General features: G+C 52.3%; 18 protein-coding genes and 5 tRNA genes. 14 read left to right on the top strand and 9 right to left on the bottom strand.

Annotated features, from left to right (window positions below):
* Positions 1-2: 2 nt before the first annotated feature.
* Entirely contained in the window at positions 3-2,447 is a 2,445-nt protein-coding gene (locus G7K71_RS02335) for a Lon protease family protein (protein ID WP_166343181.1), read from the bottom strand.
* A gap of 279 nt (positions 2,448-2,726) precedes the next feature.
* On the opposite strand from G7K71_RS02335, the gene G7K71_RS02330 reads away from it, so the two are divergent.
* From G7K71_RS02330 to G7K71_RS02275, 12 genes are all read left to right on the top strand, one after another.
* Positions 2,727-2,803, top strand: a tRNA-Asp gene (locus G7K71_RS02330).
* Between the two features lie 9 nt (positions 2,804-2,812).
* Positions 2,813-2,888, top strand: a tRNA-Phe gene (locus G7K71_RS02325).
* 47 nt (positions 2,889-2,935) lie between these two features.
* Positions 2,936-3,010: transfer RNA gene (locus G7K71_RS02320), tRNA-Gly, on the top strand.
* Between the two features lie 8 nt (positions 3,011-3,018).
* Positions 3,019-3,094, top strand: a tRNA-Cys gene (locus G7K71_RS02315).
* A 632-nt stretch (positions 3,095-3,726) separates the two neighbouring features.
* Positions 3,727-4,989 carry a sulfate adenylyltransferase gene (gene sat, locus G7K71_RS02310; RefSeq protein ID WP_013822173.1) on the top strand — a complete coding sequence of 421 codons (1,263 nt, stop codon included), beginning with the start codon at positions 3,727-3,729 and terminating at the stop codon, positions 4,987-4,989.
* 16 nt (positions 4,990-5,005) lie between these two features.
* Entirely contained in the window at positions 5,006-5,296 is a 291-nt protein-coding gene (locus tag G7K71_RS02305; RefSeq protein WP_013822174.1) for a DUF6955 family protein, read from the top strand.
* 106 nt (positions 5,297-5,402) lie between these two features.
* Positions 5,403-5,843 carry an adenylyl-sulfate reductase subunit beta gene (gene aprB / locus G7K71_RS02300; protein WP_013822175.1) on the top strand — a complete coding sequence of 147 codons (441 nt, stop codon included), beginning with the start codon at positions 5,403-5,405 and terminating at the stop codon, positions 5,841-5,843.
* A 21-nt stretch (positions 5,844-5,864) separates the two neighbouring features.
* Positions 5,865-7,748: an adenylyl-sulfate reductase subunit alpha gene (gene aprA / locus G7K71_RS02295; RefSeq protein WP_013822176.1), complete on the top strand. Its 1,884-nt coding sequence runs from the start codon at positions 5,865-5,867 to the stop codon at positions 7,746-7,748.
* A 113-nt stretch (positions 7,749-7,861) separates the two neighbouring features.
* The gene (locus G7K71_RS02290) at positions 7,862-9,103 is read left to right on the top strand and encodes a CoB--CoM heterodisulfide reductase iron-sulfur subunit A family protein (RefSeq protein WP_166343179.1); all 1,242 of its coding nucleotides are present in this window, start codon (positions 7,862-7,864) and stop codon (positions 9,101-9,103) included.
* A gap of 6 nt (positions 9,104-9,109) precedes the next feature.
* Complete coding sequence (locus tag G7K71_RS02285; protein ID WP_166343177.1) at positions 9,110-11,320, top strand: FAD-dependent oxidoreductase; 2,211 nt, start codon at positions 9,110-9,112, stop codon at positions 11,318-11,320.
* 412 nt (positions 11,321-11,732) lie between these two features.
* Complete coding sequence (locus G7K71_RS02280; protein WP_166343175.1) at positions 11,733-12,908, top strand: (Fe-S)-binding protein; 1,176 nt, start codon at positions 11,733-11,735, stop codon at positions 12,906-12,908.
* A gap of 9 nt (positions 12,909-12,917) precedes the next feature.
* Positions 12,918-14,054, top strand: coding sequence for a 4Fe-4S dicluster domain-containing protein (locus G7K71_RS02275; RefSeq protein WP_313884922.1), 1,137 nt, complete (start codon positions 12,918-12,920; stop codon positions 14,052-14,054).
* 241 nt (positions 14,055-14,295) lie between these two features.
* Here G7K71_RS02275 and G7K71_RS02270 read toward each other — a convergent pair whose 3' ends face one another.
* Together G7K71_RS02270 and G7K71_RS02265 are read right to left on the bottom strand one after the other, a co-directional pair.
* Entirely contained in the window at positions 14,296-14,904 is a 609-nt protein-coding gene (locus G7K71_RS02270) for a hypothetical protein (protein ID WP_166343171.1), read from the bottom strand.
* A 146-nt stretch (positions 14,905-15,050) separates the two neighbouring features.
* A complete protein-coding gene (locus tag G7K71_RS02265) occupies positions 15,051-15,245 on the bottom strand; it encodes an SPW repeat protein (RefSeq protein ID WP_013822182.1) in 195 nt (64 codons plus the stop codon).
* A 189-nt stretch (positions 15,246-15,434) separates the two neighbouring features.
* Between G7K71_RS02265 and G7K71_RS02260 the strand changes: the two genes are divergently transcribed.
* Positions 15,435-16,226 carry a hypothetical protein gene (locus G7K71_RS02260; RefSeq protein ID WP_013822183.1) on the top strand — a complete coding sequence of 264 codons (792 nt, stop codon included), beginning with the start codon at positions 15,435-15,437 and terminating at the stop codon, positions 16,224-16,226.
* A 63-nt stretch (positions 16,227-16,289) separates the two neighbouring features.
* Here the strand turns inward: G7K71_RS02260 and G7K71_RS02255 are convergent, their stop codons facing one another.
* Together G7K71_RS02255 and G7K71_RS02250 are read right to left on the bottom strand one after the other, a co-directional pair.
* Positions 16,290-16,580 (bottom strand): hypothetical protein, encoded by a 291-nt coding sequence (locus G7K71_RS02255; protein ID WP_013822184.1) that lies wholly within the window; start codon positions 16,578-16,580, stop codon positions 16,290-16,292.
* Between the two features lie 138 nt (positions 16,581-16,718).
* Positions 16,719-17,564 carry a zinc metalloprotease HtpX gene (locus tag G7K71_RS02250; protein WP_013822185.1) on the bottom strand — a complete coding sequence of 282 codons (846 nt, stop codon included), beginning with the start codon at positions 17,562-17,564 and terminating at the stop codon, positions 16,719-16,721.
* Between the two features lie 349 nt (positions 17,565-17,913).
* Between G7K71_RS02250 and G7K71_RS02245 the strand changes: the two genes are divergently transcribed.
* A tRNA-Leu gene (locus G7K71_RS02245) sits at positions 17,914-18,003 on the top strand.
* Between the two features lie 302 nt (positions 18,004-18,305).
* Here the strand turns inward: G7K71_RS02245 and G7K71_RS19205 are convergent.
* The 4 genes from G7K71_RS19205 to G7K71_RS20160 all read right to left on the bottom strand — a co-directional run bounded on the left by G7K71_RS19205 (position 18,306) and on the right by G7K71_RS20160 (position 19,834).
* Entirely contained in the window at positions 18,306-18,557 is a 252-nt protein-coding gene (locus tag G7K71_RS19205) for a hypothetical protein (protein ID WP_243174532.1), read from the bottom strand.
* A gap of 25 nt (positions 18,558-18,582) precedes the next feature.
* Entirely contained in the window at positions 18,583-19,011 is a 429-nt protein-coding gene (locus G7K71_RS19200) for an N-terminal phage integrase SAM-like domain-containing protein (protein WP_313884865.1), read from the bottom strand.
* Entirely contained in the window at positions 18,963-19,184 is a 222-nt protein-coding gene (locus G7K71_RS19195; protein WP_243174530.1) for an Arm DNA-binding domain-containing protein, read from the bottom strand. Before G7K71_RS19195 ends, G7K71_RS19200 begins: the two co-directional genes overlap by 49 nt.
* Before the next feature lie 578 nt (positions 19,185-19,762).
* Entirely contained in the window at positions 19,763-19,834 is a 72-nt protein-coding gene (locus G7K71_RS20160; RefSeq protein ID WP_395858263.1) for a putative holin-like toxin, read from the bottom strand.
* Between the last annotated feature and the right edge of the window lie 336 nt (positions 19,835-20,170).

The following is a 20,170-nucleotide window of genomic DNA, read 5'->3' as shown; positions in this document are numbered from 1 at the left end:
TTTTACTTTCCGCAACTTTTGGGGCAGCTGTTGCCGTGGCCGAAACTGGTTAAACCCTCGGCGTATTGACGCAGTTTTTCATCTACCAGGTGGAAGACGGTGTTTTCCGGGTAACTTCCGTCGCGTTGTTTGGTCCCGGCCGGTACACCGGTTAGCAGTTCAATCCCCTCTTCAACTGTTCTCACCGCGTAAATATGGAACCGGCCCTGCTGAACAGCCTCTACTACTTCGTGTTTGAGCATTAAGTTATCTATGTTTTGGGCGGGAATGATTACCCCCTGCTCGCCGGTCAGGCCCCGGGCCTTGCAGACGGCAAAGAACCCTTCAATTTTTTCGTTTACCCCGCCAATGGGCTGGATTTCCCCGTGCTGGTTGACGGAACCGGTTACGGCTAGCCCTTGGTTGATGGGTAGTCCCGACAGGGCGGAAAGCAGGGCGTATAGCTCGGCACTGGAAGCGCTGTCACCATCTACCCCTTCATATAGCTGCTCGAAGGTAATCCGGGCGGACAACCGCAGGGGTTTGTCCTGGGCGAAACGATCGCCTAAAAATCCCGCCAGGGTGAGTATGCCTTTGGTGTGCAGGCTCCCGCTCATGCGGGTTTCCCGCTCGATGTTCACTACTCCTTCCTGGCCCATGAAGGTCTTCGCGGTAATCCGGGAAGGCCGTCCAAAGGAATAATCCCCCACATCCAGTACCGACAGGCCGTTTACCTGGCCGACAACAGCGCCGTCGGTATCCACCAGGATCTTTCTCTGGAGCATCATTTCCTGGATTTTTTCTTCCAGGCGGTTGGAACGGTATACCCGTTCTTCAATAGCCCGCCGGACATGGGGTGCACTCACATAAGTGGCCCCTTCCATTTCGGCCCAAGCGGCGGCTTCGTATACAATTTCAATTACTTCATTAAAGCGGGTGGAGAGTTTGTGCTGATTTGCGGCCAGGCGCGACCCGTGCTCTATTAGTTCCGCCAACCCGGTGCGGTCAAAGTGTTTTAAATTTTCCCGGTCGCAAACAGAACTGACAAAAGCTGCGTAATGCCTGAGATTTTCCGGTGTGCGGGGCATCTCGGTGTCGAAGTCTACCTTAACCTTGAAAAATTTTTGGAAATCCTCGTCGAAGGCATGCAGGAGATGATAAAGGTAGTGGCTGCCGATGAGGACTACTTTTACATTCAGGGGGATGGGTTCTGGTTTTAAGGTAGCGGTGGGGACCAGGCGGAATTGCTCGCCGATGTTTTCCACTACTACCTGGCGGTTTTTGAGGGCCTTTTTTAATGTATCCCAGACAATCGGGTCGGCGAGCACGTCCCGGACCTGGAGCACCAGGTAGCCGCCGTTGGCCCGGTGGATGGCCCCGGCCTTGATCATGGTGAAGTCCGTACTCAGGCTGCCCATAAAACTGCGGTATTCCACTTTGCCGAAGAGATTGTAGTAATGGGGATTGGGTTCCACCACCACGGGGGCGCCCCGGGTTTCTCCGTTGTTTACAAACAGGTTCACCTGGTAGCGTTTAAAGAGATCCTGGGTTTCAATAGGAAAACCAAGGGGAGTGGGGACCGTGGGGCTTTCCGGGGATTTAAAATGATCCAGGTTGCGGGAAATGTCTTCGGCAACTTCTCCCAAATAACGCACCACCCGGGGGAAGTCCCGGTACTTTTCCTGCAACCGTTCCACCAGGGGGCCGATGGCCGAGCCGGCTATTTCCCTCTCCAGCGCTTGGATGCGTTGTTTGGCCCTTTTTTCCAGGGATCGCCCGCTGGTGACGATCTCTTCCAGCTTTTGCTGGAGGGCGCGCGCACGGTTTTCCATATCCCGACGTTCTTCCGGGGTCAGCGCTTCAAATTCTTCCTGGGACATGAGCCGGTCCTCCTTCAAGGGCAGGAACATGAAACCGGTGGGGCCCTGCTTCATGGCAAAACCGGCCTTGGAGGCTTCCTGGCGGAGCTGCTCCAGGGCCTCCTGCAGTTGGTTTTCCACCTCTTGAAGCACACTTTGTTTGTTTTGCTCGTAATCCGTTCCTTCAAAGGCTTTGGGAATGGCTATGCGCAGGTCGCTGATCAGCTCTTCCATGTCTCTTTTGAAGACCTGACCTCGTCCCGGAGGCAGGGAGACGGCTAGGGGCTGATCGGGGTTAGCGAAATTATACAAAATGCACCAGTCGTTGGGCACCGCTTTCAGACAGGCGCGACGGGCAAGTACCTCCTGGGTATAGGTGCTTTTACCCGTGCCCGGCGGGCCGGCAACATAAATATTGTAACCGGGGGCGTTCATGGCCAGGCCGAACTCCATGGCCCGCACGGCGCGTTCCTGGCCGATAAAATCCTTGAGCGGGGTTACCTGGGAGGTGGTTTCCCAGGTTAATTCTTCCGGGTGGCAGCGGCGTCGCAGTCTGTCTACTGGTACCCGCAGGCGGTTTCTTGTCTCTGTTGTTTCTGTAGCGGCCATTTTTACCCTCCTGAAAATTATTTCTGCTTCAGGTTCGCTAAATATTTTAAAATACTACACTGGAGGGTGTTTTTCCTGCAGCGGCGCCGTTTTCTGTACTCCTGATACCACAAAAGAGGTGGGGCGGGTAAAGCCCGGGCGGTTAAAAATCGTTGAAGCTTAGAACGAAAAATTTTGTCTTGCAGCTGAAAATACCAATTGACATTTAGGCGTACTTTTTGTATACTTAAGATTGTCAGCAGTGAGGGGCGGTAGCTCCGGGCTGCAGGCAATAGAAGCGGAGCTGTGGTGTAGTGGTCTAACATGCCGGCCTGTCACGCCGGAGATCGCGGGTTCGACTCCCGTCAGCTCCGCCAATCTAATGTGCCACGGTAGCTCAGTTGGTAGAGCAGCGGACTGAAAATCCGCGTGTCGCTGGTTCGATTCCGGCCCGTGGCACCACCTGGACAAACCGGCAAAAATAATATATAATGTAGCTCATCAAACATGCGGAAGTGGCTCAGTGGTAGAGCATCGCCTTGCCAAGGCGAGGGTCGCGGGTTCGAATCCCGTCTTCCGCTCCATTTTTTATGGCGACATAGCCAAGTGGCTAAGGCGGCGGTCTGCAAAACCGCTATTCCCCGGTTCGAATCCGGGTGTCGCCTCCAATCAAAATACTAGCTGGCGAGCAGTTTATCGCCAGTTTTTTCTTTTTAGGGAGGTTGCGTTGTATCGGCCCTGTTACATCCTCCAGCGCAGATCTATCCCCCTTGACCATTGAGCAAGAAGTGCTTGTCAGCTCATTGAATTTATGGTATATAAACAAGTGATAGCCTTCACCATCACAAATAGAGGCACGAAGATTGTAAGCCCTGTTCCAGGCCCCGGTTAATTGTTACGTTGTTTCAAAAAGAATTTAAAGTTTTCTGGACTTCATTAGCAGGAAGTCTCGTTTTTGTGTCGAATAGCACTTACTAAGTAAACAGGGGGTGCAATGAATGATTGACCGGACCCCTGGCATAACAGCCCGCAGATATATTAACAAATGGCGGGTAAATTAATTATCAGGTGGGCGACAATTTTCGCTGGAAACAGCAGGAATAGAAGAGAGATATTATATATATAATTGTAGCGTGTAATTGTAACGTGCTCTGTTAGGCGTGCCATATGTATGTCTCATGCAAGGCTCTTGTCAGTTGTATTTCCAAATGGGAAGGGGAGGGGATAGTCAAAAAGGAGGATTATTAAAGAGGTGAAGTACACATTTACAATCACAATCTTTTAAGGAAGGAGAAGGGAAATGACCTATATTGGCCATGGCGGCAAAGAAATTGTGGAAAGGGTTTTAGAACCGGAAAAAGCTGCTGAGGCAATTAAAGGTTTAACTCCGGTACCTATCCGTGGGCAAATAGCGAGGGAAATCATAGATATTGCTTACGGATTTTTCACACCCCTGGAAGGATTTATGACCAGGGCGGACGTAGAAGGCGTTTGCAATGAAATGAAGCTCGCCAATGGTGTGCTGTGGCCTATCCCCATTGTCTTCGATATTTCCACCGAAGAAATCAACGAAAAAGGTATTAAAGAGGGCGACAAGCTGCTGTTGACCTACCAGGATAAGCCGATGGCCATCCTTGAAGTAGAAGAGATCTTCACCTATGACAAGCAGGAGATGGCCCAGAAGGTCTACGGCACAACGGAGGACAAACACCCCGGTGTTGCCAGGACGTATAACTACAAGGATAAGTTTATCGGTGGGAAAATTACCCTTGTCAACCCGCCCAAGATTAACCCTCCTTTTGACGAATTCTTCTTTACTCCAAAACAACTGAGGCAGAAATTTGCCGAAAAAGGCTGGCAGAGAGTCGTAGCCCATCAAACCAGAAACGTACCCCATACCGGACACGAATGGCTCATGAAGGGCGCCTGGTTGTCTACTCACGGTGAACTGCCCGTGGAGAAGACCCTTACCGGCGTGCTGGTCAATGCCATTATCGGCGAGAAAAGAAAAGGCGATTACATCGACGAGGCCATTGTTTTGTGCCACGATGTGTTGCGCAAAGCGGGCTACTTCAGGGAAGACGTACATTTGACCTCTATTACCCTCTGGGATATGCGCTATGCCGGTCCCAAAGAGGCTGTTTTCCACGCCATTTTGAGATCCAACCTCGGTTTGACCCACCACATGTTTGGCCGGGACCATGCTGGAGTAGGTACTTATTATGATCCATACGATGCCCACAGAATATTTGACCAGATCCCCGAAGGTGCATTGAACATTAAACCCATCCGTGTACTTGCCTGGTGGTATTGCCCCATTTGCGGTGAGGTAACCTATTCCGGGCTGTGTGGCCACAAGGAGCACAGTCAAAACTTCAGCGGCACTTTGATCAGGAGCATCATCCAAGATGGTGTGAAGCCACCTCGCCTGATCTTCAGACCCGAAGTATTTGACCTCATCATGGAATGCGCAGAAAAGTACGGCTTTGGTTCTGCTTTTGTTACAGACAAGTACTTAAAGGAGCGGAACCCCGTTTTTAGCCTTCCCGATATGAAGTACTAGTTTAGGAGGTGGCGAGATGTCCATTACCATTAATATCTGGATCAACGAAGAGAGGTATGAGAAGCTGCAAAAAGCCGGTCTGGCCAACATGGCGGAAGAGGCACTGGCCGGCCTGAAGGTGATTAAGGTCCCCTGCACCGAGCAACAAAAGGATAAAGTGTTAAAAGTCTTCCCCACGGCTAAATACGACTCTGCCACCACCAAGAGCATCGAGTTGCTGCCCAGAGAAGTAAAAGATAAGATCTTTGACCTGGTGGTTGAAAAGCAAAGCATAGACGTAATGGATGATTTCCTTAAAAACTACTAAAAATAAATGACCAGCCAGAAGGGGAGGTGGGTAGCGGGAAGAGGGAGGGGAGATTTCTTTCCAGCGTGCCTAATGCAATTAAAAATTTATGAGGAGGTTAGAGTTTATGCCAAGTTATGTAATCGCTGAAAAATGTGACGGCTGCAAAGGGCAGGACAAAACCGCATGCATGTACATTTGTCCTAACGACCTGATGGTCCTGGACAAAGAAAGAATGAAGGCGTACAACCGGGATCCTCAAATGTGCTGGGAGTGTGCATGCTGCGTTAAGATTTGCCCGCAGCAGGCCATGGACCTGAGGGGTTACGCCGACTTTGTTCCCATGGGTGCCAGCACCATTCCTTTAAGAGGTTCGGAAGACATTATGTGGACCATCAAGTTCCGGAACGGCACCATTAAGCGCTTCAAGTTCCCCATCCGGACCACGCCGGAAGGTTCCATCGTACCCGATGCTGGCTTCGAGACCGGCACTGACGACCTGAAGAGTTATGTACTGTTTACTGAACCCGGTTCCCTGGGCTGCGAAGTTCCGACCCTGAAGAAATAAATAGAAGAGGAGGTTAGGCAAATGGCAAATTTTGAAACGGTAGAAGTCAGTACTGATCTATTGATAATTGGTGGTGGTATGTCCGCTTGCGGCGCCGCCGTGGAAGCTGCCTACTGGGCCAAAAAGCACGGCCTCAAAGTCACCCTGGTGGATAAAGCCGCTATGGACCGCAGTGGTGCCGTGGCCATGGGCCTGTCCGCTATTAACCTCTACATCGGCCAGGCTGCCGGCGACAACACCGTTGAGGACTACGTCCGTTATGTGAGACAGGACCTCATGGGCATTACCAGGGAGGACCTGGTTTACAGCATCGCCCGCCACGTTGACTCCACCGTGCACCTGTTTGAAAAGTGGGGTCTGCCCATCTGGAAAGACGAGAACGGCAAGTACGTCCATGAAGGCCGCTGGCAGATCATGATCAACGGTGAGTCCTACAAGATCATCGTTGCCGAAGCTGCGAAGAACGCCCTGAATGCCCTCGGTCCCGACAACATCTACGAGCGCGTGTTCATCGTGGAGCCCCTGATGGATGGCGACCGCTGTGTTGGTGCCGTCGGCTTCAGCGTCCGCGAGAACAAGTTCTATGTCTTCAAAGCAAAGGCCGTCCTGGTGGGCATGGGTGGTGCCGTGCACGTATTCCGGCCCCGTTCCACCGGCGAGGGTCTCGGCCGCTCCTGGTATCCTCCTTTCAACACCGGTTCCAGCGCCTACTTCACGCTGAAGGCCGGCGCCGAAATGACCTGCCAGGAAGTGCGCTTCATTCCTGTGCGCTTCAAGGATGCCTACGGGCCGGTGGGTGCCTGGTTCCTGCTCTTCAAGTCCGTGGCCACCAACGCCCTGGGCGAGGACTACATGAAGACCCACCCGGATGTGCTTGAGCAGTATGCTCCTTACGGCCTGACCAAGCCCATCCCCGCCAACCTGCGGAACCACCTGGGTCTCATTGACGAAAGAGCCGGCAAGGGTCCCATCTACATGAGGACTGAGGAAGCCATTCAGCGCCTGGCCCAGGAAATGCCCGACGAGAAGCAGCGCAAGAAGAAGCTTAAGGAACTGGAAGCCGAAGCTTGGGAAGACTTCCTCGACATGACCATTTCCCAGGCCCTGCTGTGGGCGGCTACCAATACCTTCCCCGAGGAGAAGCCCTCTGAAATTGCCGCCTGCGAGCCTTACTTCATCGGTTCGCACTCCGGTGCTTCCGGCGCCTGGGTCAGCGGTCCCGAGGACATTGCCCCGGCCGAGTATCAGTGGGGCTACACCAACATGTCCACTGTCAAGGGCTTGTTCTGTGCCGGCGACGCTTCCGGTGCTTCCAGCCACAAGTTCTCCTCCGGTTCCTTCACTGAGGGGCGGATTGCGGCCAAGTCTGCCATCCGGTTCATCGTGGAGAACAACGAGGAACCCAAGGTGGACGCGGCCCAAATTGAAGAACTGAAGGCCAGGATCCTGAAGCCGCTGGACACCTTCGAGCAGTACAAGGGCATGACCACCGATCCGGATGTGAACCCGAACTACATCCGTCCGAAGCAGTTCATGTTCCGGCTGCAGAAGATCATGGATGAGTATGCCGGCGGGGTATCCAAGTCCTTCACCACCAACAAGTACCTGCTCGAAAGAGGCCTGGAGCTGTTGGCAATGCTGAAGGAGGACTCGGAGAAACTGGCTGCCGAAAGCCTGCATGAACTCATGCGGTGCTGGGAGAACGTCCACAGGATGTGGCAGGCTGAGGCCCATATCAGGAGCGTGCTGTTCCGCGAAGAAACCAGGTGGCCCGGCTACTACATCAGGGCGGACTTCCCGAACCTGGACGAAGAGAACTGGAAGTGCTTCGTCAACTGCCGCTGGGATCGCAACACCGGGCAGTGGGAAGTCTTCAAGCGGCCCGTCATCTCCATCATTGACTAACCAATAGCCTTATCAAACGGCTACCTGTCTGCATATATGATGAGAGCCGTGGCTGTTCGCGGCCACGGCTTAACCCTTATTTTTCAAAAACTAACTTGCGACGGTGATGAGATATGGGTAATAAGAGCATCCTGGTGGTTGGAGGGGGAATAAGCGGGTTAACTGCTGCTATTGAGGCTTCAGAGGTAGGCTATGAAGTCTTTATTATTGAGAAAAATCCTTACCTTGGCGGCAGGGTAGCCCAGATGAATCAATATTTTCCCAAGCTTTGCCCCCCGAACTGCGGTTTGGAGATCAACTTCCGCAGGATAAAGAGCAATCCTAGAATCCGTTTCCTAACCCTGGCCGAGGTTACGGGAGTTTCCGGTCAGGAAGGGGATTTTGAGATTAAAGTAAAAATCCACCCCCGCTATGTCAATGAGAATTGTACCGCCTGCGGCAAATGTGTAGAGGTGTGCCCGGAGGAAAGAAAAAATAACTTCAACTACGGTCTGGATAAAACCAGGGCCATTTATTTACCACACCTTTTTGCCTTCCCCATGAAGTATGTTATTGATGCAGAGGCCTGCTCGAAATGCAATAAATGTGTCGAGGTATGCCCGGTTAATGCCATCGATTTGAATATGGAGCCCAAGGAGATGACTTTAAGGGTTGGTTCCATTATCTGGGCTACCGGCTGGAACCCATATGATGCCTCCAAGATTGGATATTACGGCTTTGGCCAGTATGAAAATGTCATTACCAACGTGATGCTGGAAAGGCTGGCCGCTTCCAATGGTCCCACCCAGGGCAAGATCCTGCGCCCCTCCGACGGCAAACCGGTGGAACGGGTGGCTTTTGTACAGTGCGCCGGTTCCCGGGATGAAAACCACCTGCCCTATTGTTCCGGTGTTTGCTGCCTCGCATCTTTAAAGCAGGCAACCTATGTCATCGATCAAAATCCCAATGCTCAAGTTTACATTTATTTCATTGATGTCCGGGCGCTGGGTAAATTTGAGGACTTTTACGCGAAAGTAAAAGATAATCCGAATATTCATTTAGCTAAAGGAAAGGCCGGCGACATCACCGAAGATCCGGCAACCAAGGATTTGACCGTGGTAGTGGAAGACCAGGAGACCCAGAAGTTAATGAAAGAGAAATTCGACCTGGTTGTTCTGGCGACCGGAATGGCGCCGGCCACAAGAGAGGCCAAAGCACCTGCGGATTTGGTTTACGATGAGAATGGCTTTGCGGTCGGTGGCGCGCCTGGTATATATAGCGCCGGCTGCGTGAGCAGGCCGATGGATGTGGCTTCCTGTGTCGAGGATGCGACTGCTGCTGCCCTCAAGGCTATTCAATCGACGGTGGGGAGGTAAATGACGGTGGACAAAAAGCTGGCGGTTTATATATGCACCGGTTGTGGTATTGGGGATGCCTTGGATATTGATGCTCTCTCAAAGGTAGCGACTAAAGAATACAAAGTACCGGTTTGTAAGTCCCACCCCTTCCTTTGCGGTGCAGAAGGTGTTGAGCTGATTAAGCAGGACATGGAAGGGGAAGGGGTCAACACCATCGTTATTGCGGCCTGCTCCATGCGGGTAAATTACGATGTTTTTAATTTCCCCAACGCTATCGTGGAAAGGGTTAACTTAAGGGAGCAGGGCGTTTGGAGCCATCCGGCCAACGATGAAGATACCCAGATGCTGGCAGAAGACAGCCTGCGTATGGGTATTGTCAAGGCCCAGCAATCGTCCCTGCCGGAACCTTTCCAGGCGGAAAACCTATCCAAAACCGTCCTGGTTGTTGGCGGGGGACTGGCCGGTTTGACGGCCGCGGCAGAAGCTGCTCGGGCCGGATATAAAACTGTGCTGGTGGAAAAGAATCCGTCCCTGGGCGGCTGGGTTACCAAGCTATACAAGCAGGTTGGCCTGAAGCCGCCTTATAGTGAACTTGAAGATGTTGGTATCACCCAGCTAATCAAGGAAGTGGAAGAGAACTCCAATATTACTGTTTATAAAGGTGCGCAAATTGAAAAGATTTCTGGTGCCCCGGGCATGTTTGACGTAGAAATCAAGCAAAACGGCAACCTGGCTACCGAAAGGGTGGGCTCCATCGTCCTGGCTACCGGAGCGGTGGCCTACGATGCCACCAAGTTGAGCCATCTCGGTTTTGGGCAATACCCCAACGTGATTACCGGCGAGATGTTTGAAGAAATGGCCGCCAGGGGCGAATTTAAACGTCCTTCCGACGGCAAGGAAGTAAAGAGCGTTGCTTTCATTCTTTGTGCCGGTTCCCGGGATAAAGAGCATTTGCCCTACTGTTCGGCCATCTGCTGTACTGAATCCTTAAAACAGGCACTTTATGTGAAGGAAAAGGATCCCGAAGCCACGGTCTACATTTTCTATAAAGATATGCGGGCCGCGGGTAACTACGAGTTTCTGTACCAGCGGGTGCAAAAAGAAGGAGCCCTCTTCTTTAGAGGGGAAGTTGCGGGCATTGAAGAAGACGGCGGAAACCTGGTTGTTGAATTCGATGATGTTCTGGTAGGGGACCGGATTAGAACAGAACCCATTGATCTGGTGGTCCTGGCGACCGGCATGGTGCCCACCACTGCTATTGGGGAAAGGCTCGTCGTGCAGGCAGATGAGCAGGGCAAAGAATCCGAGCCACCGGCGGATGAAATCATTAAGTCGAATATCTTGAACCTGGAGTACCGGCAGGGTCCCGAAGTGCCAACTTTAAAATACGGCTTTGCGGATTCGCACTTTATCTGCTTCCCGTATGAAACACGCCGGACAGGCATTTACGCCGCCGGCAGCGTGCGGGCGCCTATGGATATTCCCTCAACCATCAAGGATGCTACCGGAGCCGCCCTCAAAGCTATCCAGTGCATTGAACTGACGGCCCAAGGTTCAGCAGTGCACCCGCGGGTGTGGGATCTTTCCTACCCGGAATTCTTCATGCAAAGATGCACCCAGTGCAAGCGGTGCACCGTTGAGTGTCCTTTTGGTGCAATTAACGAGGATGAAAAGGCCAATCCGCTACCCAATCCCACCCGGTGCCGGCGTTGTGGTACCTGCATGGGTGCCTGTCCGGAGCGGATCATTTCCTTCAAGAACTACTCGGTACCCATGATCGGCAGCATGGTGAAGGCCATCGAGGTGCCGGAAGAGGACGAGGAAAAACCGAGAATCCTTGTCTTTGCCTGTGAAAACGACGCCTATCCGGCTCTGGATATGGCCGGCATCAATCGCCTGACCATCAGTCCGTGGGTACGGATCATTCCGGTTAGATGCCTTGGCTCCATGAACCTCATCTGGATTGCCGATGCCCTGTCCAAGGGTATTGACGGCATTCTGCTCCTGGGTTGCAAACACGGCGACGACTACCAGTGCCACTTCATTAAGGGCAGTGAACTGGCCAGCTACCGCCTGTCCAAGATCTCAGAAACATTGAACCGCCTGGCTCTGGAGTCCGACCGGGTGCGGATGGAGCAGGTCAGCATTATGGATTACGACCGCATTCCTCAAATTATCGAGGACTTTGCCAGCAAACTGGAGGAAGTCGGTCCCAACCCGTATAAAGGCTTTTAACTTTCCCGCCGGGAAGTCCCCTGCCGTAAGGCAGGGGATGAAAGGCGACCGGGGCAGGGGCTGCCCGAAGTTACGCCTGTGGAGCCGGGCCATGAGGCTCTCGATGAAGCAGGAAGCCCCTTCCGTAAGGGAGGGGTGGCTTACAGAAAAGCTCTTCTCCAGGAACCTTTTTGGCTCATCAAATTTGGTATTTGATGCAGGAATGGGTCTACTTCTTCAAAAGAGTACAGGGAGGGGGCAAAAAACCCCTCTCGTCGGTTGCCCTCCGGTGAACAGGTACCGGCGGGCAACCGCGCTGTATCTGCTGCCGGCAAATGCAAGGCAGCGGGTGACGCTGCAAAGTATCGCCTCCGGTTTTTAGCATTATTGAGCATGCCTTTTCGAATAAAACCATTGCCAAAGGGGTTTAAAGATGATGGAACCAAAAGAAATATCTTTAGAGATGAAAGAATATCTGGTAGCAGCCGGAGCGCAAACCCTGGATTATTGCATGAGTTGTGGGCTCTGTTCTGCCCTGTGCCCGTGGCGGCTGGTTTCTGGTCATACCAGTGAAGTTTTTTACATCCGTAAAATGCAACGCCTGGCGCAACTCGGCCTGGAAGGCTTCGATGACGAGGATGTACTTTTTGCCTGCACCACCTGCGGCACCTGTCAGCGGAACTGTCCCAGGCAGGTAAAGATAATTGAAAATGTGCGTTCCATGCGGAGTACCACCGTCGAGGCCGGGTTTGTGCCGGCTCCCGTGCGGTCCGTGGTGGGAAGCCTGCATGCCAACGGCAACCCCTGGTCCGGTCCCCGGGAGAAGCGCATGGACTGGCAGCAAGGAATGGAAGTACCTGCTTTTACGCCGGATACCGAATATCTGCTCTTTGTTTGCTGTACTTCCTGCTACGATCCCCGCAGCCAAAAGATCGCCCGGAGCGTGGCGGATCTTTTGAAGAAGGGGGGAGTGAATTTTGGTGTCATTGGCGTGGAGGAAAGTTGCTGCGGCGAAACGGTCCGCAAGATCGGTGATGAGGAGCTATTCCAAAAACTAGCTGAGTCCAATATTAAGCTTTTTAAAGAAAAGGGAGTTAAAAAGATCATCACTACTTCCCCCCATTGCCTGTATACCTTTAAGAATGAGTACCCCGAATTAGGCGGGGAGTTTGAAGTGGTGCACTACACCCAGGTGCTGGCGGATTTGGTGCAGGAGGGCAAGCTTCCCCTTACCACCCCGCTGGATAAAAAAGTGGCCTATCATGATCCCTGTTACCTGGGACGCCACAACGAAATCTTTGAAGCACCGCGCACTTTGCTCAAGGCTGTTCCCGGTGCAGAACTTATCGAGCTGAGCCGAGCAAAGGAAAGAAGTCTTTGCTGTGCCGGGGGCGGCGGCCGGTTATGGGCCGAGGTGCCCAGGGGAGAACGTTTTGGAGAATTAAGGGTTTTGGATGCCGAGGAGCGGGGAGCGGATATTCTCGCTACGGCCTGCCCCTACTGTGTAATCATGCTGGAAGCAGATTGTCTGGCTCTGGATAAACAGGAGAAAATCAAGGTGATGGAAATTTCGGAGCTCCTGAGCGCGTCGATGGGGAGGGAGAGCTAATTGATAAAGGTGAACCCTCATTTTGCGAACAAACTCCAGAAGTTCGGGGCTAAAACTGTCTCCCAGTGCTTTAGTTGCGGAACTTGTACGGCTGTTTGTTCCCTGGCAACGGATGAGCAGCAGTTTCCGCGCAGGTTTATGCGGTACGTGCAGTTGGGCCTGGAAGATAAGATCAAGCATTCCGTGGAACCGTGGTTGTGCTATTATTGCGGCGACTGCCAGAAGAATTGCCCGCGGAAAGCCGATCCCGGCGAGCTGATGATGGCCCTGCGGAGGTATCTGACCACGGTCTATGACTGGACCGGCATTTCACGGAAGCTCTACACCTCCATGGCCTGGAAAGTAATTCTGGTGGGGCTTTTGTTTGCCCTGACCCTGATAGTGGTGTATACGTTCAGCGGTGAAATGGTTACGGAGAGGGTGGAGCTGGAAACTTTCGCCCCCGCACACATAGTTCACCCGGTGGGTTACGTTTTTGGTGCGTTGCTGGCCTTTCTGTTGCTTTCCAATGTTTACCGGATGTACAGGTTAATTATGGGTCCCCAGGCCGGCGGGCTGCCCTTATCCGTATATATTCAGGAACTGGGCACCCTGGTGCTTCATTTTGCCACCCAGGCCCGTCTGCGTATGTGTGCCAACAAGTCGCTCTGGTTGAGACACTTCTTGATTATGAGCGGTTACTTTGTGGCCTTCGTACTGGTGAACATTGACGTTGTGACCAGATGGTCCCTGACCAACGAGCCGCCCATGTGGTGGCACCCCGGCAAGTTGCTCTGGAGTTATGCATCTATTGCTATGCTTTATGCTACGACCCTGGCGATCATCGGGCGTTTAAATAAAAAAGAGCCAATTCACCAGTACTCCCATTCCACCGACTGGATGTTCCTGATCCTGCTCTGGTGCACGGTGGTCACGGGCTTATTAATGCGTATCTTTATGGAGCTGCATATGCCCCTGCCCACCTATCACACCTTTGCCCTGCACCTGGCCTTTACGGTGCCCCTCCTGGGTCTGGAGGTCCCCTTTACCAAATGGTCTCACCTGGCCTACCGGCCCTTTGCCCTCTACTTCGTGCGTTTAAAGGAAAGGGCCCTGGAAATGCAGCAAACCAGGGGGGAAGTATCCCAGGCTGAAGTTAGCGGCTAAATTAATAAAACAGCAGTAAGCAAAAAAGGACCCCGGGAAAAAGGGTCCTTTTTTTACTTCTGTCCTGAAAATACTGCTTGCCTGCCCAGCACTCACTGGATCCAGGTACCTGCGTAGAGATTGATTCTGCGCGTATTTGGTAATCATCCACACCAATGAACCTCAGTTGCAGTGAGTGCTGGGCCATTTTCATCCTTATCTCTGTTGGTGGCGCTTGAGACGTCATGGGTGTCAACTTAAATTAAACGTCTATCGTTTTCCCCGGCCATTCTTGCCGTTTTTCGTAATATTGCACGGCCCGCCTGCCCATGGCTACGGCCATGAAATAATTCACCCCGCCGGCCAGCAGTAAACCTAAAAGTGGAATGAGGCGCACCAGGCTCGAACGGACGGTTGACCGCACCCCCAATGAGAGAAGCGTGCGTTCCATCAGGGCAGTGAAGGCTTCCTTGGAGAGCTGGGTAACGGCGGCCCGGGAAAGACTGTTTCCGACGCTCCCTATCCCTGCGGCAAAAACGAAGGCCCAAAAGGCTTCCCGCCGGTAACGGTAACCGGTAAGGTCATTATTGTAAATGGCGGCTACTTCGAGAACCATGCGGCCCAGCAGGTAGGTAAGCAGGGTTACGTCAAGGGCTACTCCTCCCAGGAGGGCCAGCAATGTACCCAGGCCGGGCACTACCGCCGGTAGGGCAGTGAGCATTCCTGCCAGCGCGCATTGCCGGGCCCTCTCCTGAATGATTTTCATGGCCAATTCCTGGAAAGACAAGCCCGGAAAGGTTTCCTTTAGCTTTTTTATTTTTTGCTCGATTTCCTCGGCCCGGGGTGATGTAAAAGGGTTAAAGCCCGGCACGGTCATTGCCTCCCTTCTTTAGCTTCAGTATGACATACCCGCCAACTCTGGTCAAGAAGCTTAACATTGGGCGGTGATACGGTGCCAGGCCTAAAAAACACACCCGCCCGGAACAACATTCCGGGCGGGTGTGGGCGTGGAAGGGGTTATTTATTTTCTCCTCCACCACCAACCCTTGCTCCCCTGAGCTCAGCGTTGGTCAGGTAGGAACCGATAGCAACAAGAATGCCTAAAATGATATCATTCCACATGGCATTGACTACGTTAGAATAGCCCAGTACAAAGGGAGCAATGATCAACCAGATGCCAAAGACGATTCCCAGCCAGCCGTATCTGTTCACTGGATTTCACCTCCCACATGCTTGGAAATGTTGTATTCAATGTTATTTTAACCGTTGCCAATTTTTTTAAACATATATACCGTTTAAGAACAATAAAAATTTTAACTAAAATTAGCTATTTAATGAAGGAAAAGGTAATGTATGGTAGAATAAAAACTAGCGGAAAATTTTGCCTGGAGGTTGATGAAATTGTTACAACGCTATTACGAACTGGTAGAAGAGTTAAGTGCACTGGAGCAAAGCACCATTGCCGATCTATCCATTGAAGAAATTGTGCGGTATCTGGAATTACGCAGGGAGCAGGAGGAATTGGCGGAGGACCTGGGGGAACTGATTGCAGGGGCCCTGCAGCACCTGCAGGATTTAGCCAACAGGGTAGAGGAAGAACTGGTTGATTTACCCGGTATAATGGAAAGTGCTAAAGGCCAGGGAGGATTCCAGGAGGGCTTTCTCACTAGATTGGCCGCTGTTGTCGGGGCACTGGAGGCGGACATGGAAAGGATTCTTTCCGATTGCCGCCAGCTGCGCTACGAGCTCTTATGGGGTGAAGACAGGGAGATCAATAGTGAAGCCGGACTTCCGGGGGAACAAATGCAAGATAACTTTTCCGCCGGTCTTGGGGAGGACAGGCAGGGTAGCGAAAAGGTGCGGGAAGCAGGGCAGAAACAGGAGAAGGTCCTGGAGGAGGTGGCCTGCGCCCTGGAACTGGCTGAAGCCAGGGAAGAGCCTCCATCTGGCAAATCGGGACAGAGCAACCAGGAGCACACGGACGGGAAGGCCGGTAGTAAAAACGACAAATCAACTCCCATTTCTCCGGAAACGCTCAAAAAACTGGAGACGGTTATGCGCCCCAAAGAAGCACTGGAAGTGGAACCTGTATTGATGGAGGGCCAGGCCGGTTTTGCCGTATTAAAGGTAGCCCCTTCCGGTGAAAGCAAATCTCGCCACGGGAAGTCCCATAAAGAGCGACACCGCCGTTAGTTTTACGGCGGCGTAGTTAGGCTGTTATGATGGGCACTCCACGGCAGGAGGCCGTGCGGGTGCTCAACTATCTTTTTCCGGGATCTGTTCAATGGGCCGTAAGAAAGTAACATTATTTCTTCGACCGGGTCTTTTTACCGGCAGTTCCTCCTCAGTTATTTCCAGATAAAAAACCTTTTCCGGGTAGCAAAGCACGGTTACCACGCCCCGCTCCGGTTCGGTTAGCCAGATCCCTTTGAATTCCAGCATTTCTCCCATTAAATCTACATTTACTTTGCGCGGTCCTTCCAATACTTCCAGTTCCCATCCCTGAATACTCACCACAATGGTCTTTTGTGGGTGAGTTATTTCCATATACGGACAACCTCCTTTGTTCCGGTGGCCACTCAAAACGGCCCATTCACCAGTATATCATATCCCACATGGTTGGTAAAATTTTTTCATAGAAAACGGGCCTCTGCCCGGCGGACAGAGGCCCGAAAAGTGTCAGGGCTATTGCATTTGCTGTAAACGCCGCACCCTTTCCGCAATGGGTGGGTGGGTGCTGAAGAGACGGGCGAAAGATTCGGCTGTCAGCGGGTTAACAATAAAAAGGTGAGAGGTAGCCGGGTTAACCTGCATAGGAATATGCTGGGCGGCCCGTTCCAGCTTGAGCAATGCGTTGGCCAGGCCGTGGGGAGAACCTGCCAAACGAGCGCCGGTGGCATCGGCTTCAAACTCCCGGGCACGGGAGATGGCCAACTGAATGAGGGTGGCCGCCAGAGGAGCCAGAATAATCATGAGCAGGGTACCTACCAGGCTCAGGGGATTGCCTCCCTCTTCGTCATCCCGGCCGGCGCCAAAGATCAGCCCCCATTGCAGCGCATTGGCAATCATAGTAATCGCCCCGGCCAGGGCAGCGGCAATGGTGCCCACCAGCACGTCCCGGTTTTTAATGTGGGCAATTTCGTGGGCCAGAACGCCCTCTACTTCCGAACGGTTAAGAAGTTGCATCAAACCGTCGGTTACCGCCACCGCCGCATTGGCCGGGTTCCTACCGGTCGCAAAGGCATTGGGTTGAGGTGACGGAGTGCGATACACCCGGGGCATGGGAATCCCCGCCCGCTGGGCGAGATTGCGAATCATGGCATACAGTTCCGGCGCTTCATGTTCGGCCAGGGGCTGGGATCCGGTCATGGCGATGGCAATTCTATCGCTGAAATAGTAACCGAAAAAGTTCATACCCAGGGCGATAAGAAAGAACAGGAAAGCCCCCGAACTACCGGCCACCGCATTACCAATCAACACCAGCAAAACGGTTAGCAGACCCATTAACAACCAAGCCCTGAAGTTGTTCATTACGTAGACCTCCTTTCAAAAATAAGCCGGCTATCGCAAGGCATATGAACAGTCCTGCGAAGTCGGCAAGTAGAAAGCAAAATCCTTTTAAAACAACCTCCTAAAACAACCTCCCGCATTTAACGGAAGGAATTTATACACATGGGCATGATCCCTCCTTCACGAGTATACCTACTAGGTCATCATTAGATGCATAAATAATCTCCTCTTCCCCATTTGATATTTTTATTATCCTAAAACTCATTATATTTTAATTAACAGCCGAAGGCAAGGGGAAAAGTGGTAAAGGAAGAACCGATGCCATTGACAAGATTACATCCGCTGTGCTAAGATATGCTTGCCGGTACTTGCCGGAGTGGCGGAACAGGCAGACGCACGGGACTTAAAATCCCGGGGGTGTTATGCACCCGTACCGGTTCAAGTCCGGTCTCCGGCACCAGAAAAATCAAGGCTTCCGCGATATAGCGGGCATCTGAAAAATGGTGCCCGCTAAGCTTTTTTGGTGCCCGTTTGGTGCCCAAATAAATTTTGCAGTTTCTCCACTACTTCCTTTTGTATCGTGGGAGTTACGTGGGAATAGGTGTCCAAGGTGAGGATAACCGTTTGATGGCCCAGCCGCTCCTGGACCACTTTCGGGTGAACTCCCCTGGGCCAGGAGGATGGTGGCGTGCAGGTGGCGCAGGTTGTGGAAGCGCAGGCCGGAAAGCTCCAGCCTGTCCACCAGGGCTTTTAACCAGTGGCTTATGTTGGACGGTCCTCTGGCCGCCCGTCAGTTCGGGGAAAAACCAGGCCGTGGTCCTGGTATCGTTCGCCCAGGCGCATCCTGTTTTCTAGCTGCTTGCGCCGGTGTTCTTTCAGGACATCCATCAGAACCGGTGGGATTAGGATCTGCCGGCAGCTTTTCTGCGACTTGGGGTCCGTAAAAATAAACCCCTGCCCGGGCAATTGCTGGAGCGTCTGGCGTATGGAAATGGTGCCCGTATTGGTGTCCACGTCCTACCACCGCAGACCCAGGAGCTCAGCCCTGCGCATGCCGGTGAATATGGCCGTGCATATAAGGGCATAGGTGTGCCGCTTCCAATAGCCTCTGGATTTCCTGCAATCCTGGCACGCTTATCTCCGGTCTCTTCGCCCTGGGAGCCTGTACTGCATCAGCCACGTTACGTGGGATAAGCTGCCACTTGACAGCATGATTTAGGGCTTCCCGGATTACCCGGTGGTGATACTGAACCGTCCGCTGGGAAAGGATACCTAGTTTTTCGGAGTAATAGCCCTGCAAGTGCATGGGCTGTAGCTTCGCCAGGGAGATAGCACCCAGGGCGGGGATGACATGCTTTTTGATAATTCGCTGGTAACTGTCAAATGTGGAAGGCGCTTGGTTGAGGCGGCAGTAATCGTCTATCCAGCGGAGGAGATACTCGCCAAAAGTAAGTTTGGTTGGTTCCACGTAAGTACCTTTCTCGATTTCGCCAGCAGTCGAGCCAGCTCCTTTTCCGCTTCCTTCTTTGTGCCCCGAAAAGCACGCTTGAACCGTTTCCGCTTACCCGTTACCGGGTCGCGGCCAAGCTCTATGATGATGGTCCAGCTCTTATCACTGCGTCTTTCCGGGTGGCCGGGCATGGGATCACCTCTTCGTACTTGCGTTTGGATGGCCGGTTGAAAATTTTCCCGGCGCGGGGCCGGGTAGTTGTTGATCTGAATTTTTCAAGCATTCAGAGGCGAAAAAGAAAGTGAGGCAGAACCTGCTTGTCCCCCAATAAAGCAGGACTGCCTCCTTTTAATTCTTGGTTTTTATCCAGTGCTTGATAGCAATCGGCTACAGGTGGTACGCATTTCCAAAGGAATATCAGCCTCCCTTTGAAATACGATACCTTAGATACTTTTCTTTTTACTCTCTCACTGCTGATGTACCATTACTATACTACAAAAATTTAAAATTTCCTGCTATAATTATTAAGTTATTTACGACATAATTCGACATTTACACTGTCACTTGAGTTGTGCTCACTTGCCAAACCGTAGGCCCATGGACTTTAGGTAGGGTATTTGCCGTCGCCGGCAGTGCTGAGGTGGTTGGGGGAAACCACCTCTTGACAAGCCTGCACAACCGCAAGGGACAGTTGGTATAACCTGGTGCATAAGGAACAACTAAACTGCGTATACTATGATTACTAGCCCGGTTTCTGGTATGCGGTGGTTTACCGCTTCATGATGGCTACCACCAGCATACCGAAACCAATCAGCAGTGAAAGCACTTGAAAAGTATCCATTCGGTATCGGTGCCAACCTACGGTAGGGAATGGTTCCAATTTTTATCCTGGGTGGGGGACCCAGGATTTTTTCTTTTTTAATAATTCGATTAAACTAATTCTTTCCCTTTTAGTTAAAATAAAGAAAACATTGTCATATCCTGTCGAATCCCCCATAAAACACAAAACCCCCTTCCCCCAACGGGGTAAGAGGTTTTATCCCCTTAGCCTTTTTGCAACTTCTATCTGCGTCTCGATCAGGTCCCTCACCAAAGACGACTTCATGCCTGCTCCCGCCACCTTCTTTATATCTTGTCCTGTTCCTAGAGTCCCAGTAAACGTCATAGCGCGGTGGCC

Origin of the sequence: Desulfofundulus sp. TPOSR (assembly GCF_011393055.1) — a bacterium.
In the GTDB taxonomy this organism is placed as follows: domain Bacteria; phylum Bacillota; class Desulfotomaculia; order Desulfotomaculales; family Desulfovirgulaceae; genus Desulfofundulus; species Desulfofundulus kuznetsovii.
The sequence above is the reverse complement of the archived record's forward strand: the minus strand, read 5'-3'. Positions and strand labels throughout refer to the sequence as shown.

What these genes read in the sequence shown, in the direction of transcription:
- G7K71_RS02335 (WP_166343181.1), bottom strand. Translation starts at nt 2,447, where the DNA reads ATGGCCGCTACAGAAACAACAGAGACAAGAAACCGCCTGCGGGTACCA.
- sat (WP_013822173.1), top strand. Translation starts at nt 3,727, where the DNA reads ATGACCTATATTGGCCATGGCGGCAAAGAAATTGTGGAAAGGGTTTTA.
- G7K71_RS02305 (WP_013822174.1), top strand. Translation starts at nt 5,006, where the DNA reads ATGTCCATTACCATTAATATCTGGATCAACGAAGAGAGGTATGAGAAG.
- aprB (WP_013822175.1), top strand. Translation starts at nt 5,403, where the DNA reads ATGCCAAGTTATGTAATCGCTGAAAAATGTGACGGCTGCAAAGGGCAG.
- aprA (WP_013822176.1), top strand. Translation starts at nt 5,865, where the DNA reads ATGGCAAATTTTGAAACGGTAGAAGTCAGTACTGATCTATTGATAATT.
- G7K71_RS02290 (WP_166343179.1), top strand. Translation starts at nt 7,862, where the DNA reads ATGGGTAATAAGAGCATCCTGGTGGTTGGAGGGGGAATAAGCGGGTTA.
- G7K71_RS02280 (WP_166343175.1), top strand. Translation starts at nt 11,733, where the DNA reads ATGATGGAACCAAAAGAAATATCTTTAGAGATGAAAGAATATCTGGTA.
- G7K71_RS02255 (WP_013822184.1), bottom strand. Translation starts at nt 16,580, where the DNA reads ATGGAAATAACTCACCCACAAAAGACCATTGTGGTGAGTATTCAGGGA.
- G7K71_RS02250 (WP_013822185.1), bottom strand. Translation starts at nt 17,564, where the DNA reads ATGAACAACTTCAGGGCTTGGTTGTTAATGGGTCTGCTAACCGTTTTG.
- G7K71_RS19195 (WP_243174530.1), bottom strand. Translation starts at nt 19,184, where the DNA reads ATGCCCGGCCACCCGGAAAGACGCAGTGATAAGAGCTGGACCATCATC.